We start from the raw sequence: 18,637 nt of genomic DNA, 5'->3' as shown, positions 1-18,637 counted from the left end.
GTCAGCTGCGGCCTCCGTCGACGTGCTCGGCAAGCCACATCTCCAACAATCCGATCTGCCACAACGGATTTCCGCGCAGCGGAGTGAGGTTTCCGTTCGGGTCGGCGAGCAGGTCGCCGACCGCCGCGGCATCGAACAATCCGCGGGAACGGGCGGCGTCGCTGTGCAGCGCGTCGCGCACCAGGTCCAGGTAGGGTCCTGCCAGGTGCTTGAGCGCCGGCACCGGGAAATAACCCTTGGGCCGGTCGATGACGGCAGCCGGGATGACCCGGCGCGCAGCCTCTTTCAGCACACCCTTGCCGTCATGGGCGGTCTTCAGGCCCGGCGGACAGGTCGCGGCCAGCTCGACGAGTTCGTGGTCGAGGAACGGCACCCGGCCCTCCAGTCCCCACGCCATGGTCATGTTGTCCACCCTCTTGACCGGGTCGTCGACCAGCATGACGGTGGTGTCCAGCCGCAGCGCCCGATCGGTCGCGGTGGCCGCACCGGGGGCGGCGAACTGCGCGCGCACGAAATCGCCTGCCACATCCGTGTCGAGCCGCCACTGGGGTTGCAGCAGCGCGTTCACGCCCGAGTGGTCGCGGTCGAAGAAGGCGGTACGGTATCGCTGCAGGGCGCCCTCGACGTCACCGTCGCCGGCGTGCGCCATCGGCGGGTACCAGTGATAGCCGGCGAAGATCTCGTCGGCACCCTGGCCCGACTGGACCACCTTGACGTGCTTGCTGACCTCTTGGGAGAGCAGATAGAACGCCACGCAGTCATGGCTCATCATCGGCTCACTCATCGCCCCGATCGCCCCCGACAGCGCGGGGAGCATCCGCGCGGTGTCGATGCGGATCTGATGATGGTCGGTCCCGAAGTGCCGGGCGATGACATCGGAGTACTTGAACTCGTCGCCCTCTTCGCCGCCCGCGGCCTCGAAGCCGATCGAGAAGGTCTGCAGCCCATGCTGTCCCGCCTCGGCCAGCAGCCCGACGATGAGGCTGGAATCCAGTCCGCCCGACAGCAGGCAACCCACCGGCACATCGGCCACCAGGCGCCGCTCCACCGCGGTGCGCAGCGAGGCCAGCACGGCCTCTTCCCAGTCGTTCTCCGACCAGGACGCGCGCTCCGACACGCGTTCGAAAACCGGGGACCAATAGGTCCGTTCGACCCGGCGGCCGTCCGGATCGATCCGCATCACGGTACCGGGGGCGAGCTTGTGGACACCGCGCAGGATCGTGTGCGGGGCGGGGACCACCGAATGAAAGCTCAGATAGTGCTGCAGCGCAACCGGATCGATCGAGGTGTCCACTCCGCCTGCGGCCACCAGCGCGGGCAGCGTGGACGCGAACCGGAAGGCGCCGGTCGGCCCGGGGATATCCGCCCAGTACAGCGGCTTCACCCCGAGACGGTCCCGCGCCAGCAGCACCGCGCCGGTGTCGGTGTCGGTGACCGCGAAGGCGAACATCCCGTACAGGCGGTCGACCACACCCTCGCCCCACGCATGGAAGCCCTTGAGCACCACCTCGGTGTCACTGTGCGAGAAGAAGCGGTAACCCTTCGCGATCAGATCATCGCGTAGTTGCGGGTAGTTGTAGATGCAGCCGTTGAAGGCCACGGTCAGGTGGAGCTCGGGGTCGTGCATCGGCTGGTGACCATGGCTGGACAGGTCGATGATCGCCAGGCGCCGGTGCCCGAAGGCCACCGCGTCCTTCGCCCAGAATCCGCCGCTGTCGGGTCCGCGCGGGACCATGGTGTCAGCCATCGACGCGATGGCTCCGATATCTGCTGCCCGTCCGCGAGCGATCTCGCCCGCGATGCCGCACATGGCGTGAACCACCTCTTCCTTTTCAGGGGGCAACCGAGCATGGTGCTAGCGCGATACGTCGCCCGCGAGCACGGGTACCCGCCTGGGATGGCTTCAAACCTGCGACCTGGATCACAGTTGGGTGCTCCGCACTAGGCTGATGCACCCATGGGGCGATTCCTGACCGTGCTGCTCACCTGCCTGGCGCTCGTCGTGACCTCGGGGCCGCCGTCGGCCTCGGCGGATCTGGAGATCCCCGCCGGTGCGGCGCCCGCGCCGGACGGACCTGCGGAGGCCTGGCTGGTCGCGGATATCGACAGCGGCGAGGTGCTGGCCGCCCGCAACGAGTTCGGCCGGTACGCCCCGGCGAGCACCATCAAGGTGCTGCTGGCGTTGACCGTCCTCGACGACCTTCCGCTCGACGCGACCATCGTCGCCAACGACGTGGACACCGTGGTCGAGTGCAACTGCGCCGGAGTGGCGCCCGGGGTGACCTACACCACACGTCAGTTGCTGGAGGCGCTCCTGCTGGTGTCGGGCAACGATGCCGCCAACACCCTGGCCACCATGCTCGGTGGCCGCGATGCCGCGATCGCCAAGATGAACGCCAAAGCGGTGTCCGTCGGCGCAACCGGGACCACCGCCGGCAGCCCGTCCGGACTCGACGGCCCGGGAATCGACGTCTGGACCACACCGCACGACCTGGCCGCGATCTTCCGCGCCGCGCTGGCGCATCCGGTGTTCGCCGAGATCACCGCGCAGCCCACCGCGCTGTTCCCGAGCAAGACCGGTGACCGGGCGCTGGTCAACCAGGACGAGATGCTGGCCCGCTATCCCGGCATGTTGGGCGGCAAGACCGGATTCACCGACCTGGCCCGAAAGACGTTCGTCGGCGCGGCCCAGCGGGACGGCCGGCGCCTGGTGGTGGTGTTGATGCACGGGTTGATCCATGAGGGCGGGCCGACGTATTGGGATCAGGCGTCCGCGCTGCTGGACTGGGGATTCACCCAAGGTCACGGCAGCTCGGTCGGCGCGCTGTAGATGATGCAGAACGGCAACCTCACCGCGCGCTGAGCGAGTCCTGTGCGCCGTAATCTCGACGCGCGTGCGAAGACTCCTGACGGCGACGCTGCTCACCGTGACCACAGCCCTGAGCGCCGGGGTCGCCTATGCGGCCCCGGACGCCGAACTCGCCGGCGTGCAGGCGTTCGCCAACGGCCCGGCCAAGGCCTGGCTGCTCGCCGACCTGGACACCGGGGCCGTGCTGGCCGCCCAGGATCCCTACGGCAGCTATGCCCCGGCCAGCACCATCAAGGTGCTGCTGGCCACCGTCGTACTGGACAACCTGCGGCCGGACAATTTCGCGCGCGCCAACGCCTCCCACACCAAGGTCGAATGTTCCTGCGTAGGACTGAAACCCGGCCAGGCCTACACCACACGCCAACTGTTGGAGGCGCTGCTGATGGTGTCCGGCAACGACGCGGCGAACATGCTGGCCGATATGCTGGGCGGCCAAAAGGTGGCGGTGGCGCGGATGAACGCCAAGGCACAACAGCTCGGCGCCCGGCATACCAGGGCCTCCTCCCCCTCCGGACTGGACGGTCCCGGTTGGGAGACGGTGACGACACCGCACGATCTGGCGGTGATCTTCCGAGCGGCTCTGACCTATCCGCTCATCGCACAGATCATGCGGGAGCCCTCGGCGCAGTTCCCCGGTCGCGTGCTCACCAACCAGAACGAGCTGTTGAGGCGCTATCCGGGCGACCTGGGCGGCAAGACCGGATACACCAACCTGGCCCAGCACACCTACGTCGGCGCCGCCCAGCGGGGTGATCGCCGGTTGGTGGTGGTACAGATGTACGGCAACGGGGATCTGTACGGACAGGCGATCGATCTGCTCGACTGGGGTTTCAGCCGGTCCGCATAAGGTGGCCGCCGCGCAGCACCGCCTATCAAGTAAGGTGACCCTAATTTTGCGGACGCACATTGAGGGGAACCGAGTTGACCGGCACTGCAGAGATATCGATGATCGTCGCCTTCGGCACGGACATGGGCAATGCCGAGGATGCCGCGATGACCTTCGCCGAATCGGTCGCGCCGCTGGGCATCCAGGCCGAGGCGATCGAACTGAACCAGGTCGAGGTCGCCGAACTGCAGTCGGTCACTCATTTCATCGCGGTCGTGTCGACCTTCGGCGAGGGTGACTTCCCCGATAGCGCGACGCTGTTCTGGGAGGCGCTCGAATCCAGCACCGAGCGGTTGGAGAACCTGAGCTTCTCGGTCCTGGCGCTCGGCGACAGCTCGTATGAATTCTTCTGCAACGCAGGCAAGCTGCTCGACGCGAAGCTGGAGCAGCTGGGGGCGACCCGAATCGTCGACCGGGTGGATGTGGACGGTTTCTACGAACAGCCGGCCAAGGCGTGGACCGCCGATGTGGTGAAGATCCTGACCGCCGAGCGTGGCGCCACCGCACCCGCCGAGGCCGTCGCGGCACCGGCGCCCGGCCGGGAACGCCATGAGGAGTTCGAGGCGGCGCTGGTCGTGAACAGGTTGCTCACCGCCGCCGAATCCGACAAGGAGGTGCGCCACTACGAGGTGGATCTCGCCGGGTCGGGCATCACCTACCAGGCCGGCGATTCCCTGGCGGTGCATGCCACCAACGACCCGGCGCTGGTCGCACTCATCCTGACCGAGCTCGGCGTGGGACCTGATCACCTGGTGCCCGACCACGACGAACCGCTCGGTGTGCTGCTGAGCGAGCGGCTGGAGATCCGCACGCCGTCACGCGCGCTGCAGGATGTGGCCGGTCCGGCCGCCTACGGAGAAGATGTCCTCGACCTCATCAAGCGCGCCGGACTCAAGACCGAGGACGTCTTGGATACCTTGCGCCCGTTGGGATTCCGCGACTACTCGATAGCCTCCAGCCCGCTGGTCCACCCCGAGCGCATCCACCTGACGGTGGCCTCGGTGCGCTATCCCGGTGCCGGCCGCGATCACCGCGGCGTCGCGTCGACCTTCCTGGCCGACCGCGCCGACCGCATCCGCGTCCACCTGCGCCCCAACCACAATTTCCGGCTGCCCGCCCCCGACGTGCCGATCATCATGATCGGGCCCGGCACCGGCATCGCCCCCTTCCGCGCCTTCCTGCAGGAGCGCGAGGCCACCGCCGCGGCAGGCCGCGCGTGGCTGTTCTTCGGCGACCGCCGCCGGGCCACCGACTATCTGTACGGCGAGGAACTGGACGGCTTCCTGGACTCGGGCGCGCTGACCCGGCTCGACCTGGCGTTCTCCCGCGACCAGGACGCCAAAGTCTATGTGCAGCATCGGATGTCGGAGAATGCCGAGGAACTCTTCAGCTGGCTGGCCGACGGCGCGTACGTCTACGTGTGCGGCGACGCCGACCGGATGGCCAAGGATGTCGACGCCACCCTGCACGAGGTCGTGGCACGAGGCGGCGGCATGGACGCCGACGCCGCGCACACCTACGTCAACGACCTCGTGAAGTCCCATCGCTACGTGCGCGACGTCTACTAGTAGACCCGCCCACGCAGGATCACCACATCCGGATGCCCGACACCGGCCACCCGGGGATCCTCGGCGAAGCACAACAGGTCCGCGGACGCGCCGTGCTCCAGCACCGGCCGGCCCAGCCAGGCACGGGCATCCCAGCACGCCGCCCCCAGAGCGTCGGTGGCACTCAGGCCGACGGACCGCAGTGCCGCGATCTCGTCACCGATCCGGCCGTGCGCCACCATCCCACCGGCGTCGGTACCGGCGAAGATCGGCACCCCGGCCTCGTGGGCGGCGCCGACGCGCTGATGGCATGAGGCGTACAGCTCGCGCATATGGGTGGCGTAGGACGGGTATCTGCCTGCCGCATCGGCGATCCCGGGAAAGTTCTCGATGTTGATCAAGGTGGGTACCAGCGCCGTACCGTGCTCCAGCATGAGGTCGATGGTGTCCTCGGTGATGCCGGTGCCGTGCTCGATACAGTCGATGCCCGCATTGATCAGGCCGGGCAAGGCGTCCTCGCCGAACACGTGGGCGGTGACACGGGCGCCGTTGGCGTGCGCGGCGGCGATGGCTTCGACGAGGATGTCGTCGGACCACAGCGGGGCCAGATCGCCGATCCCGCGGTCGATCCAGTCGCCGACGAGCTTCACCCAGCCGTCGCCCCAACGGGCTTGTTCGGCGACGGCGGCGGGCAGCTGCGACTCATCCTCGATATCGATGGGCAGGCCCGGCATATAGCGCTTCGGCCGGGCCAGGTGTCGGCCGGCGCGGATGATCCGCGGCAGGTCCGCCCGGTCGTCGAAACTGCGGGTGTCCACCGGGGATCCGGCATCGCGCAGCAGCAGCGCGCCGGCGTCACGCTCGGCCTCGGCCTGTTCGACGGCCTCATCGAATGTGGTGGCGCCACCGGGCTTGAGCCCGACGTGGCAATGGGCGTCGACCAGCCCCGGGATGATCCAGCCGCCAGCCCCGTCAGCCCCGAAAACGGTGTGGGCGCCGGCGATCGGTTCCGCCGACAACACACCCTGGTGGATCCACCACTGCACCTCCTCGCCGTCGGGCAGGCCCCGGCCGCGAACGTGCAGCACCATGGGTTACTTCTGGCCCGGGAACTTCAGCTTGGACAGGTCGAAGTCGGCCAGGCCCGGTGGCAGTTCGTCGAGGCCCTTGGGCATATTCGACAGATCCGGGAAGCCCGCGGGCAGACCGCCCACGCCGAGCGGATTGGCGACCTTCGGCGGCGTCGGGCCGCGACCCTTCTTCTTACCCGCCTGCTTGTTCTTACCCTTGGCCGCCTTGCGCGGAGAGTTCTTGCGGCTGAACGGCATTCCCATCTGCCCGGCCATCTGCGACATCATCTTGCGGGCCTCGAAGAACCGATCCACGAGTTGATTGACCTCGGAGACGCTGACACCGGAGCCATTGGCGATGCGCAGGCGGCGGGACGCGTTGATGATCTTCGGATCGGACCGCTCCGCCGGTGTCATGCCGCGAATGATGGCCTGTACCCGGTCGAGCTGACTGTCGTCGACGGCCGCGAGCGCGTCCTTCATCTGGCCGGCGCCGGGCAGCATGCCCAGCAGGTTGCCGATCGGCCCCATCTTGCGGATGGCCAGCATCTGCTCGAGGAAGTCCTCCAGCGTCAGCTCCCCGGAGCTGATCTTGGCGGCGGCATCCTCGGCCTTCTGCTGATCGAAGACCTGCTCGGCCTGCTCGATCAGGGTGAGCACGTCACCCATGCCGAGGATGCGGCTGGCCATCCGGTCCGGGTGGAAGACGTCGAAGTCTTCGAGCTTCTCCCCCGCCGAGGCGAACAGGATCGGCACACCGGTGATCTCCCGGACCGACAGTGCCGCACCACCGCGGGCGTCACCGTCGAGCTTGGTCAGCACCACGCCGGTGAAGCCGACGCCGGACCCGAAGGCCTCGGCGGTACTGACGGCGTCCTGACCGATCATGGCGTCCAGGACGAACAACGTCTCGTCCGGCTGCACGGCATCGCGAATGGCAGCGGCCTGGGCCATCAGTTCCTCGTCGATGCCGAGGCGGCCGGCGGTGTCAACGATGACGACGTCGAAATGCTTGGCCTTGGCCTCGGCCAGGCCCGCGGCCGCCACCGACACCGGGTCGCCGGTGGTCATCTGGTCGATCGAAACCCCGTCCGGTGACACACCGGGGTGCGGCGCGAACACCGAGACGCCGGCGCGCTCACCGACGATCTGCAGCTGGTGGACCGCGCCGGGGCGCTGCAGGTCGCAGGCCACCAGCAGCGGGGTGTGGCCCTTGGCCTTCAGCCACTTGGCGAGCTTGCCGGCCAGCGTGGTCTTACCGGAGCCCTGCAGACCGGCCAGCATGATGACGGTCGGCGGGGTCTTGGCGAAGGCGATCTGGCGGGTCTGGCCACCGAGGATGCCGACGAGCTCCTCGTTGACGATCTTGACGACCTGTTGGGCCGGGTTGAGGGCGCCGGACACCTCCGCGCCCTTGGCGCGATCCTTGATGCGCCCGACGAACGCGCGCACCACGGGCAGCGAGACGTCAGCCTCGAGCAGGGCCAGCCGGATCTCGCGCGCGGTCGCGTCGATATCGGCGTCGGTCAGCCGACCCCGCGAGCGCAGGCCAGCAAGTGCACCGGTCAACCGGTCAGACAGCGATTCAAACACCTGGTAAGCCTAACGGTCGCGCGCAGGGGCGAGGAACTCACGCGGACTGCGCCCGCAGCCCGGGGTGCCCGCGCTAGTCTGCGAGCGCACGCTGACCAAGTCGCCGGAGGCCCCATGACAGCGATCGACGTCCCCCTGCCCGAGGTCCGCAACTCGTCGCACGAGGCCAGGAGCACCACTCATCTCAGCCAGTGCACCCTGTGTGAGGCGCACTGCGGGATCCACGTGACGGTGACCGACGGGAAGGTCAGCCGCATCGAGGGCAATCCCGACGACGTGTTGTCCAAGGGCTACATCTGCCCGAAGGCCACGGCGATGGGCGGTCTGCACGACGATCCGGACCGACTGCGTACCCCGATGCGGCGGGTGGGCGACGGGTTCGAGCCGATCGGCTGGGATGAGGCGTTCGCCGAGATCGGTGCCCGGCTGCGCCGGGTCCGCCGGCTCCACGGGCCCCGGTCGGTGGGCATGTACCTCGGCAACCCGGCCGCACACAGCTCCGGCGCCGGTTACGGGATGCTGCTGCGGATGGCCCTGCGGACGCCGAATTTCTTCACGGCCTCCTCGATCGACCAGATGCCACACGAGTACGCAGCCTGGCGGGTGTTCGGCTCCAACGTGCTGATGCCGATCACCGATATCGACCGCACGCACCGGCTGGTGGTCCTCGGCGCGAACCCGGCGGTGTCCAACGGGTCGTTGTCGATCATGCCCGGCGCCAAACGGCGGATCAAAGCGGTGCGCGACCGCGGCGGGAAGGTCGTCGTGATCGACCCGCGCCGGACCGAAACCGCCCGGTTAGCCGATCAGCATGTCGCGGTGCGCCCCGGCGGGGACGTGTTCCTGTTGCTGGGCATGCTGAATGTCCTTGTCGGTGAGAACCTTTGCGATACCGCCCGGATCGCCGAACAGGCGACCGGCTGGGCCGAGCTCGGGCGGCTGGTCGCCTCGGCCACCCCGGAGGCCGTCGCCGAGCGGGCCGGGGTGGATGCCGACACCATCCGCACCCTCGCGCGTGAGCACGCCGCAGCGGAATCGGCGGCGATCTATGCCCGGATCGGTATCTGCCAGCAGGAGACCGGCACCCTGGTGAGCTGGCTGGTCATGGTGATCAACACGGTGACCGGCAATCTGGACCGGCCGGGCGGGACGATGTTCTCGACACCGATCGTCGATGCCCCCCGCCTGGCCAAGCGCCTTCCCCTCAAACACGGAAAGTTCACCGACCGGTCAGGACGGCACAAGTCGTTCCGTTCCGAATTGCCCGCGGTGGCCATGGCCGACGAAATACTCACCCCGGGTGACGGCCAGATCCGGGCGATGATCACCTACGCCGGTAACCCGGTGTCGTCGATCCCGCAGAACGGCCGCCTCGACGAGGCCATGTCGACACTGGATCTCTATGTGGCAGTGGATATGTACGTCACCGAGACCAGCCGGCACGCCGATTTCATCCTGCCGCCGGTGTCGCCGCTGGAACGCGCGGACGTCAGTCTGCTGACCACCGTTTTCAGTGTGCGCAACAACGTCCGGTATCAGCACCGGTCCTTCGCCCCGCCGGCAGGCGCCAAGGAGGACTGGGAGATTCTCACCAGGTTGGCACTGGAGTTGCTGCCGGCCCCGCTGCGGCGGGTGCCTGCGGCACTGCGCAGCCGGTTGATCGACGCGATCAACCCGATGCGGGTCGCCACCCTGGTACTGGCGACCGGACCGTACGGTCGGCTCCGGCGGGGCCGCAGCGGGATCACCATGAACGACCTGCGGTCCAGCCGGGGCGGACTGGATCTGGGTCCCCTGCAGCCACGCCTGCGTGAGGTCATCGCCACCCGCGACCGCAAGGTCGCGCTGGCGCCGGCAGAGTTCGTGCAAGCCGCCGCGGCGTACCTGCGCGAGCCCGCCGACCGTGCCGAGCGCACGTACGATCTGCAGCTCATCGGGCGTCGCCAGTTGCGCAGCAACAACTCGTGGCTGCACAACGTGCCGACGATGACCGGCGGGAACAACAAGTGCACCGTCCTGATGCACCCCGAGGACGCGCTGGCCCGCGGACTTGCCCAGGGTGACACCGTCCGGGTCGCGTCGGCCATCGGGGAAATCGAAGTGCCGCTGGACATCAGCGAGGACATCCGGCCCGGCACCGTCGCGGTGCCGCACGGCTGGGGTCATCAGGGCACCGGTTGGCGGCACGCAAGCGCCCTGCCCGGGGCGAACGTCAATGCGCTGCATGATCCCGATCAGGTGGACGCGTTCACCGGGACGGCCGCGGTGAACAACACCTGGGTGACCGTCACCGCCGGCTGACTCGACTACTCCTCACCCAGGATGTGTTCGGGGTGGTGGTAGAGGTTGGTGCGGGCTTGGCCGGTGTCCAGTAGTGGTGGTGGGATCCATTCGACGGTGCCGGTGGTGGTGAGGACGGTTTTCCAGCCGTCGTCTGTGACCAGGCGGTTGTGCGGGCCGCAGGCCAGCACCAGTTGGTCGATATCGGTGTGGCCGCCCTGGGCGAAATCCTGCACCGCGTGATGGGTTTGGCAGCCATAGGCCGGGACCCGGCAGCCGGGGAAGGTGCAGCCCCGATCGCGGTAGGTGAGCACCAGACGCTGATCCACACTGGCGCAGCGTCGGGTCCGCCCGAAATACAGGGGCCGCCCGGTCACGTCATCGAACACCGCCAGGCACAGCAAGGAATGCGAGGCCAAACGGATGACCTCACGCATCGGCACCCGGCTGCCGGCCGCGGTCACCGCGTGCCCGATCGCCTCGTCGAAGTCGGTGACGGTGGCACCGAGCACCACCGTGACCGGCAACCCGTTGTGCTCACCCAAGTCCCCGGACATCAACGCCTCACGGGCGACGGTGATCAACGCATCATGCTGACGCTGCCCGCGGGTGCGGGTATCGGCATCGATCGCCTCCTGCGACGGCGTGCCCTTGGTACACGGGGACTCATCGGCGGGATTGCACATCCCCGGTCCGGCGAGCTTGCCCAGCACCGGTTCCAGATACGCCCGGCCCTGCGCGGTCACGGTGCCATGAAACGCACTGTTGCCGTCCTCGTCCTGCGGACCCAGCACAAACGTCCGGCGCTCCTCGGCCCGCTCGGCGTCCTCGTCAGCATTCGGGTCGGGCCCGTCCGGGTCCAGCACCGCCAACAGATGCTTGGCCAGCCGGCGCAGGGTATCCGGATCATGGGCGCTGGCATACCCGGCCAGGCGGGCCTCGGCATCGGCGCGGGTCGGCTCATCCACCCGTGGCGGGAGCTTCTTCATGGTTGTGGTGATGATGCGGACATGCTCGGCGGTGATCTCCCCGCGCGCCTGGGCGGCCGAGGTGCCCGGATACACCGGCGCCAACGGCTCACCGGTCACCGTCCGCCGTGGGGCCAGTAATTCCCCCTCGGCCAGGCGGCGCCCAGCCTCCGTCGGTGAGAGCCGCAACCGGATCCCCAGCGCATCCCGCCAACTCCGCGCCCCCAACTCACCCGGGCTGGTTTGGGCTTTCACCGCCGCCATCACCCGATGCTGTATCGCCGGGATCTGCCGATGCACCTGCTCCAGCGCTGTCTGGATGTCGAGGAGTTCGGTGACCGAGGCATCGTCGAAGACCGTGCCCGACAGCTTGTCGAGCACCGCCTCCAGATCGACCACACCCTCCATGACTCGAACACTAGTACGAACCACCGACAAGATCAGATGTTATCCACAGCCCAACAAACCATCCACAGATCCACCCGCACAACACGATTCGACGTTGCGCCCACCGAGAGACAGTGCTAGGGCCGCGAGGTGAGCACCAGCGCAGCGCCGTCGGTGACGGCGATGGTGTGCTCACTGTGCGCCGTGCGGGAACCGTCCGCTGACCGCAGGGTCCAGCCGTCGGGGTCGAAGACGATCCGGTCGGTACCTGCCGCGAACCAGGGCTCCAGTGCCAGCGTCAGCCCGGGACGCAGGGTGAGACCGCGCCCGCGACGCCCGATGTTCGGGACGTGCGGATCCTCGTGCATGGTCCGACCCAGGCCGTGTCCACCGAACTCGGTGTTCACCAGATACCCGTAGTCGGCAGCCACCTCGCCGATCGCGGCGGAGATGTCCCCCAGTCGGTTCCCGGGCAGCGCCTGCGCGATACCCGCCGCCAGCGCCTCCTCGGTGGCCGCGATCAAGCGCCGATCTTCGGCTCGCGGGGTCCCGATGATGATGCTGCGAGCCGAATCTGCCACCCATCCGTCGATGGAGACCGCGATGTCCATGGTCAGCAGGTCTGCATCGGCGAGCACGTAGTCATGCGGAAGCCCATGCAGCACCGCATCATTGACCGACAGGCAGATGACATTGCGGAACGGCCCGCGCCCAAACGACGGCGCGTAATCCCAGTAGCACGACTGGGCGCCACGCTCGGCGATCAGCACCCGGGCTCGCTCCTCGAGCTCGAGCAGGTTCACCCCCGGGCGTGCGCGGCCGGCCAGGTCATCGAGCAACTCGAAGATGAAGGTCCCGGTGACGTGCATCGCCGCGATCTCGTGTGCCGTCTTCAACTCCACCAAAGCCATGCCTCCTGAGCGGTATGAAAATACCACCGTACCCGAGTGATCGGTATTTTCATACCGAGTCCGAGGTAGGCTGACCGCATGGTGCGCCTCCCGCTGACCGCAGAACAACTCGCCGCCGGCAAGCGCCTGGGCGAACAACTCCGTCAGGCGCGGGGCAACCGCACCCTCGCCGAAGTCGCCGAAGCCGCAGCCATTTCCCCGGAGACACTGCGCAAGATCGAAACCGGCCGCCTGGCCACCCCGGCGTTCAGCACCATCGCGGCACTGGCCCGCGTGCTGCCGTTATCACTCGACGCGCTCGCCGAGAGTTGCTTCACCCGGGCCGATCTCCGGCATACGGGCTAGCTGGCCTCGGACACCGGCTTGGGTGGAGCGGGGAGCACCCCGTACAGGTCGCGCTCGAGCTCGCGGCGAAGTGCAGCCGTCTCCTCGGTCAGTACCGGAACCGTGATACAGAAGACGTCCACCACCGCCGAGCCCAGGGTGGTGACCTTGGCCCAGGCGATATCCAGCCCGTCGCGCTCGATCACCGCGGTCAGGCGGGCCAGCAGGCCGGGCCGGTCAGCGGCACGCACCTGCACGATGAACTCGTTCGGACCGGAACCCTCCGACCACAAGATCCGCGGCGGGGCACTGACCTGGTTCACCGGGACGGCGGACACGACCTCCCCCGCCCTTGTGTTGCCCGCCGCATCCCGATCACGGTGTTCCAGCGATTCGATGACATCCAGTTCGTCGTCGAGCGCCAGGATGAACTGCTGACGCAACAGTCCGGCCGCCGGCGGCGACCCGAAATGCGGTGACACCACAAACGTGTTGATCGCCATGCCCTCATGGCTGTTGACCGACGCCGAGTGCACACGCAGCGAGTTGAGCGCCAGGACCCCGGCCGCCTTGGACAGCAGTCCCCGGCGATCGGGCGCGATCATCGTGACGTTGTGGATATGCGCACCATCGCCCGGGACGAGGTCGACATGCACACCCGCATCCGATGCCAGTGCGAGATAACGCGGATCGATGGGGTCGGGCTGCGGCAGCGACTCACCGGCCATCACCAGCCGGCACCGCCGCACCAGATCGCCGATCAGCGAAGCCTTCCAGTCTCCCCACACACCGGGGCCGGTGGCCAGCGAATCGGCTTCGGCCAGCGCCTGGAGCAACTCCAGCAGCACGGGATCACCGCCGAGGGCGTTCACCACGTGATCGATGGTCTTGGGATCCTGCAGATCGCGGCGGGTGGCGGTATCGGGGAGCAGCAGGTGGTAGCGCACCATCTTGGACAGCACCTCGATATCCGAGGGCCACAACCCCAACCGGGTCCCCACCTGGGTGGCCAGGTCGGCCCCGATCACACTGTGGTCGCCGCCGCGGCCCTTGCCGATATCGTGCAGCAGTGCGCCCAGCACCAGCAGATCCGGCCGAGCCACGCGGGTGGTGAAAGCACTTGCCCGTGAGACGGTTTCGACCAGATGACGATCGACGGTCCAGATGTGCACCACATCGCGGGGCGGCAGGTCGCGGACCGCACCCCATTCGGGGAACAACCGGCCCCACAGACCGGTGCGGTCCAACGCCTCCACGGTGGCCACCGCGGCGGGGCCGGCCGACAGCATGACGAGTAGGTCCTTCAGCGCCGCACGCGGCCACGGTGTACGCAGTTCCGGTGCGGCGCCGGCCAACCGGCTCAACGTGGAGGCGGCGATGGGCAGTCCGGTGGTGGCGGAGGCGGCCGCGACCCGCAAAATGAGCCCGGGATCGCGTTCCGGTCGGGCGTCGCGGGCCAGGATCACCTCGCCGGCGAACTCGATCACTCCTTCGTCGAGCGGCCGGCGGGCCGGTCGGCGCAACGCGGCGAACCCACGCCGCGGCAAGGCATTCCCTGCCGTACGGATACCGGCGTCCACGTAGTAGCTGACGGTGCGGGCCGCGTCGGAGAGCATCCGGGCCAGATCGAAACGGTCTCCGATGCGCAGCGAGGCGCCGATCTCGTCGGCGTACTGGGCCAGCACCTGGTCCCGACCGCGTCGCGAGATGCGGTGCAGTTCGGTGCGCACATTCAGCAGCGCCAGATGCGCGCCACCCAAAGTGCCGGTGGGCGAGGCCAGCATCCGGCTGGGATACACGTCGGCGAGCTGCGCGATCGCCAGCGCGTTGAGCAGTTGGACGTCGCGTAGGCCGCCGCGGCCGTTCTTGAGATCCGGTTCGGCACGGTGCGCGATCTGTCCGCTGCGCTGCCAGCGGGCCTGGGCGTGTTCGACCAACTCCTCGAATCGAGGGGCGATACCCGTGCGCCACTGCCGGCGCGCCCCGCCGATCAGCAGGGTGGACAGCTCTTGATCGCCGGCGATGTGCCGGGCATCGAGCATCGCCAGTCCGGCGGACACGTCCTCGGCGGCCACGTTGAGCGCCTCCGGCACGGTGCGCACACTGTGGTCGAGACGAATATTGGCATCCCACAACGGGTACCACAGCAGATCAGCGACCTGGCTGACGATCTCGGCGGGCATGTTGTCATGCAGCAGCGTCAGATCCAGATCCGAGTAGGGCAACAGCTCACCGCGGCCGAGGCCGCCGGTCGCGACGATCGCGAAACCACTCGTGGCCGTGATGCCGATCTCGGTGGCCTTGGTGGTGAGCCAGAATTCGTTGAGATCGAGCAGGGCCGCCCGTAGCGCAGCCGAATCGAGCTGGCGCCCACCGGCGGTCAGCAGTTGTTCGGACGCCTTGGCCAGATCCGTTGCCGGACGCAGCGATCCCGCTGCCGGCGCCTCCCATCGGGACGCTCCGGCAGCGGGATCTGGTGTCTGCTCTGTCATTCGGTCCTCCCCCGGCCATACCTAACAAACGGTCAATTACTGCAATTGGCCGGGAGAGAACCCCTCAGCTCAGCCCGCGGTCAGAGGGCGTCGGCTCCCCGCTCACCGGTGCGCACCCGCACGACGGTGTCGACGGGGCTGACCCACACCTTGCCGTCACCGATCTTGCCGGTGCGGGCGGCCTGAACGATGACGTCCACCACCTTGTCGACGGCGGAGTCATCGACCACGACCTCGACTCGCACCTTCGGCACGAAATCCACGGAATACTCCGCGCCGCGGTAGACCTCGGTGTGGCCCTTCTGACGCCCGTAACCCTGGACCTCACTGACGGTCATCCCGAGGATGCCCGTCTGCTCGAGACCGGTCTTCACGTCTTCCAGGGTGAACGGTTTGACGATCGCAGTAATCAGCTTCATTTTCCTCATCCCTCCGCGCCGTGGCGACCAAGAACGGAACCGGTTCCGACAGCTACGAAGTCGTAACCGCTTTCAGCGTGCTCGGACTCGTCGATGCCGGAGGCCTCCTCTTCCTTGTCCAGACGCAGGCCAATGGTGTATTTCACGATCAACGCCAAGATAGCCGTACCGATGGCCGAATACGCAAGAACCGCGCCGGCCCCGATGGCCTGCTTGATCAGCTGATCGAAGCCTCCGCCGTAGAACAGGCCGGCGACCGCCGCGGGTGCCTCCGGTGCGGCGACCAGACCCACCATGAGCGTACCGATGATGCCGCCCACCAGGTGGACACCCACGACGTCGAGCGAATCGTCGAAGCCCAACTTGAACTTCAGGCCGACGGCCAGGGCGCACACCACACCGGCGATCACACCGATGGCCAGTGCGCCAAGGACGTTCACCGAGGAGCAGGACGGGGTGATGGCGACCAGACCTGCCACGATGCCCGAAGCCGCACCCAGCGAGGTGGCCTTACCGTCGCGAATACGCTCGGTGACCAGCCAGCCGAGCATGGCCGCCGCGGTGGCCACGGTCGTGGTGATGAACGTCGCACCGGCGATGCCGTTGGAGCCCACCGCCGAGCCGGCGTTGAACCCGTACCAGCCGAACCACAGCAGGCCGGCGCCCAGCATCACGAAGGGCAGGTTGTGCGGCCGCATCGGGCTTCCGGGCCAGCCGAGACGCTTGCCCAGGATGATCGCCAGCACCAGACCTGCCGTACCGGCGTTGATGTGGACCGCGGTACCACCGGCGAAGTCGATCGCCTTGAGCTTGTTGGCGATCCAGCCACCGTGCTCAGCAGTGACACCGTCGAACGCGAAGACCCAGTGCGCCACCGGGAAGTAGACGAACGTGGCCCACAGCCCCGAGAACAGCAACCACCCGCCGAACTTGAGGCGGTCGGCCACCGCACCCGAGATCAGGGCGACGGTGATGATGGCGAACATCGCCTGGAAAGCCACGAACACCGTCTGAGGGATGGTGCCGGCCAACGGGATGGAGACCGCCGCGTCCTCCGGCTGCAGCTGCAGGTAGGTGCCCCCGATCAGGCTCTTGAGTCCCCAGTACTGAGTGGGATCTCCGAACAGGTTGAACTTGTCGTTGCCGAAGGCAAGCGAGTAGCCGTACAGCACCCACAACACCGTCACCACGCCCATGGAGCTGATGCTCATCATGATCATGTTGAGCACGCCCTTGGCCCGCACCATGCCGCCGTAGAAGAACGCCAGACCTGGCGTCATCAGCAACACGAGTGCGGCACTGGCCAGCATCCATGCGGTATCACCGGTGTCCGGTATACCCATCGTCGGAAATCCGTCCACTCCCAGCATCCTCCTTCGACATGCCACGGTTAGGCACCGTTGACCTGGTAGGGAACTCTGGCGAGTAGTTGTTTCGCCGACGACGCGCTGGCGTTTCGTGCACGTGAACGGATCGACCGGTTTCGTTTCTCCGGTGTTACGCGCTGCAGGTTTACCGGCTGATGACCTACACCAGGAGTGCGTCGACGAACGCCGACGGCTCGAATGGGGCCAGATCGTCAGGGCCTTCGCCGAGACCGACGAGCTTGACCGGAACACCGAGTTCCTGCTGCACGCGGAACACGATGCCGCCCTTCGCGGTTCCGTCGAGCTTGGTCAGCACCACACCGGTGATGTCGACGACCTCGGCGAAAACCTTGGCCTGCGGCAGGCTGTTCTGGCCGATCGTCGCGTCCAGCACGAGCAGCACCTCGTCCACCTTGGTGCGCTTCTCGACCACGCGTTTGACCTTGCCGAGTTCGTCCATCAGACCGGTCTTGGTGTGCAGGCGTCCCGCGGTATCGACCACGACGACGTCGGCGCCGGTCGCGATGCCCTTGTCCACGGCGTCGAAGGCCACCGAGGCCGGGTCCGCCCCCTCGGGCCCGCGGACCACTTCGGCGCCCACCCGCACCGCCCAGCTCTGCAGCTGGTCGGCCGCGGCCGCTCGGAAGGTGTCGGCCGCGCCCAACACGACGCGGCGGCCGTCAGCGACCAGCACACGGGCCAGCTTGCCCACCGTCGTGGTCTTGCCGGTCCCGTTGACCCCGACAACCAGCAACACCGCCGGCTTGTCGGCATGCGGCAGGGCCCGGATCGAGCGGTCCAACTCCGGCCGCAGCGCGGCGACCAACACCTCCTTGAGCACGGCGCGGGCGTCCGCCTCGGTGCGGGCGCCGGAGCTGGCCATCTTCTCGCGCAGTGCCGCAACCACGGAGGTGGTGACCACCGGGCCGAGGTCGGCGATCAGCAGGGTGTCCTCGATCTCCTCCCACGACTCCTCGTCGAGGTCGCCGCCGCCGAGCAGGCCGAGCACACCGCGCCCGAGCGTGTTCTGCGATTTCGCCAGTCGTCCGCGCAGCCGCTCCAGGCGGCCTTCGGTCGGCGCAATGGCGCCGCCATCGACCGGGGTCGGCGCAATGGCGCCGCCATCGACCGGGGCGGGGGCGATCTCCTCGACGACCGGGGCGGGCTCGGGCTCGGGCTCGGGCTCGGGTGCAGCGACGGGTGCAGGTTCGGCCACCTCGACCGGCGGCTCGGGCAGCTGCACATTGGAGATGGTGCGTTTCGGTGCGTCGCGGGGTACCGCGGCGTCATCGCCCACCCCCGGCGAGCCGGTCCCCGTCGAGGTCTGAGGGGCCTCGGCAAAGGTGATCCCGGAGGCAGCGGTGTACCCGCCGGAGCGATCGATCGGGGTGGCGGTGTCCTGCTTCGATAGGGTGATCTGCCGGCGCCGGTAGCGCACCAGCCCGACAACCAGCGCAGCGACAACCAGAACGGCGATGACCGCAAGTGCGATCCACAGAGCATCTGACACGCCGCCATTGTCTC

14 protein-coding genes are annotated in these 18,637 nt (G+C 67.9%); 5 read left to right on the top strand and 9 right to left on the bottom strand.

The features are described from left to right. Position 1: 1 nt before the first annotated feature. Positions 2-1,810, bottom strand: coding sequence for an N-acetylglutaminylglutamine amidotransferase (locus FHU31_RS11625; protein ID WP_167160928.1), 1,809 nt, complete (start codon positions 1,808-1,810; stop codon positions 2-4). Between the two features lie 147 nt (positions 1,811-1,957). Between FHU31_RS11625 and FHU31_RS11620 the strand changes: the two genes are divergently transcribed. The 3 genes from FHU31_RS11620 to FHU31_RS11610 all read left to right on the top strand — a co-directional run bounded on the left by FHU31_RS11620 (position 1,958) and on the right by FHU31_RS11610 (position 5,323). Further along, positions 1,958-2,830 (top strand): D-alanyl-D-alanine carboxypeptidase family protein, encoded by an 873-nt coding sequence (locus FHU31_RS11620; RefSeq protein ID WP_167158418.1) that lies wholly within the window; start codon positions 1,958-1,960, stop codon positions 2,828-2,830. A gap of 64 nt (positions 2,831-2,894) precedes the next feature. Further along, the gene (locus FHU31_RS11615; protein ID WP_167158416.1) at positions 2,895-3,716 is read left to right on the top strand and encodes a D-alanyl-D-alanine carboxypeptidase family protein; all 822 of its coding nucleotides are present in this window, start codon (positions 2,895-2,897) and stop codon (positions 3,714-3,716) included. A 74-nt stretch (positions 3,717-3,790) separates the two neighbouring features. Next, entirely contained in the window at positions 3,791-5,323 is a 1,533-nt protein-coding gene (locus tag FHU31_RS11610; RefSeq protein ID WP_167158413.1) for a diflavin oxidoreductase, read from the top strand. On the opposite strand, the gene FHU31_RS11605 is transcribed toward FHU31_RS11610, so the two are convergent. Then, positions 5,320-6,393 (bottom strand): amidohydrolase family protein, encoded by a 1,074-nt coding sequence (locus FHU31_RS11605; RefSeq protein WP_167158411.1) that lies wholly within the window; start codon positions 6,391-6,393, stop codon positions 5,320-5,322. The two genes, FHU31_RS11610 and FHU31_RS11605, sit on opposite strands and share 4 nt — an antisense overlap. Before the next feature lie 3 nt (positions 6,394-6,396). Then, positions 6,397-7,965: a signal recognition particle protein gene (gene ffh / locus FHU31_RS11600; protein WP_167158409.1), complete on the bottom strand. Its 1,569-nt coding sequence runs from the start codon at positions 7,963-7,965 to the stop codon at positions 6,397-6,399. 114 nt (positions 7,966-8,079) lie between these two features. Here ffh and FHU31_RS11595 point away from each other — a divergent pair, with 114 nt between their 5' ends. Then, positions 8,080-10,266: a molybdopterin-dependent oxidoreductase gene (locus FHU31_RS11595; protein WP_167158407.1), complete on the top strand. Its 2,187-nt coding sequence runs from the start codon at positions 8,080-8,082 to the stop codon at positions 10,264-10,266. Between the two features lie 5 nt (positions 10,267-10,271). Here FHU31_RS11595 and FHU31_RS11590 read toward each other — a convergent pair whose 3' ends face one another. Both FHU31_RS11590 and map read right to left on the bottom strand, forming a co-directional pair. Beyond that, positions 10,272-11,621 (bottom strand): HNH endonuclease signature motif containing protein, encoded by a 1,350-nt coding sequence (locus FHU31_RS11590; protein ID WP_167158405.1) that lies wholly within the window; start codon positions 11,619-11,621, stop codon positions 10,272-10,274. Between the two features lie 116 nt (positions 11,622-11,737). After that, the gene (gene map / locus FHU31_RS11585; RefSeq protein WP_167160926.1) at positions 11,738-12,505 is read right to left on the bottom strand and encodes a type I methionyl aminopeptidase; all 768 of its coding nucleotides are present in this window, start codon (positions 12,503-12,505) and stop codon (positions 11,738-11,740) included. Between the two features lie 84 nt (positions 12,506-12,589). On the opposite strand from map, the gene FHU31_RS11580 reads away from it, so the two are divergent. After that, complete coding sequence (locus FHU31_RS11580; protein WP_167158403.1) at positions 12,590-12,856, top strand: helix-turn-helix domain-containing protein; 267 nt, start codon at positions 12,590-12,592, stop codon at positions 12,854-12,856. On the opposite strand, the gene FHU31_RS11575 is transcribed toward FHU31_RS11580, so the two are convergent. From FHU31_RS11575 to ftsY, 4 genes are all read right to left on the bottom strand, one after another. Then, positions 12,853-15,327 (bottom strand): [protein-PII] uridylyltransferase, encoded by a 2,475-nt coding sequence (locus FHU31_RS11575; protein WP_167158401.1) that lies wholly within the window; start codon positions 15,325-15,327, stop codon positions 12,853-12,855. The two genes, FHU31_RS11580 and FHU31_RS11575, sit on opposite strands and share 4 nt — an antisense overlap. 80 nt (positions 15,328-15,407) lie before the next feature. Then, entirely contained in the window at positions 15,408-15,746 is a 339-nt protein-coding gene (locus FHU31_RS11570) for a P-II family nitrogen regulator (RefSeq protein WP_003881099.1), read from the bottom strand. A 5-nt stretch (positions 15,747-15,751) separates the two neighbouring features. After that, positions 15,752-17,089, bottom strand: coding sequence for an ammonium transporter (locus FHU31_RS11565; protein WP_167158399.1), 1,338 nt, complete (start codon positions 17,087-17,089; stop codon positions 15,752-15,754). A 184-nt stretch (positions 17,090-17,273) separates the two neighbouring features. Further along, a complete protein-coding gene (gene ftsY / locus FHU31_RS11560) occupies positions 17,274-18,623 on the bottom strand; it encodes a signal recognition particle-docking protein FtsY (RefSeq protein WP_167158397.1) in 1,350 nt (449 codons plus the stop codon). Positions 18,624-18,637: the final 14 nt, after the last annotated feature.

It is taken from the genome of Mycolicibacterium fluoranthenivorans, from assembly GCF_011758805.1.
Lineage (GTDB): Bacteria > Actinomycetota > Actinomycetes > Mycobacteriales > Mycobacteriaceae > Mycobacterium > Mycobacterium fluoranthenivorans.
The sequence above is the reverse complement of the archived record's forward strand: the minus strand, read 5'-3'. Positions and strand labels throughout refer to the sequence as shown.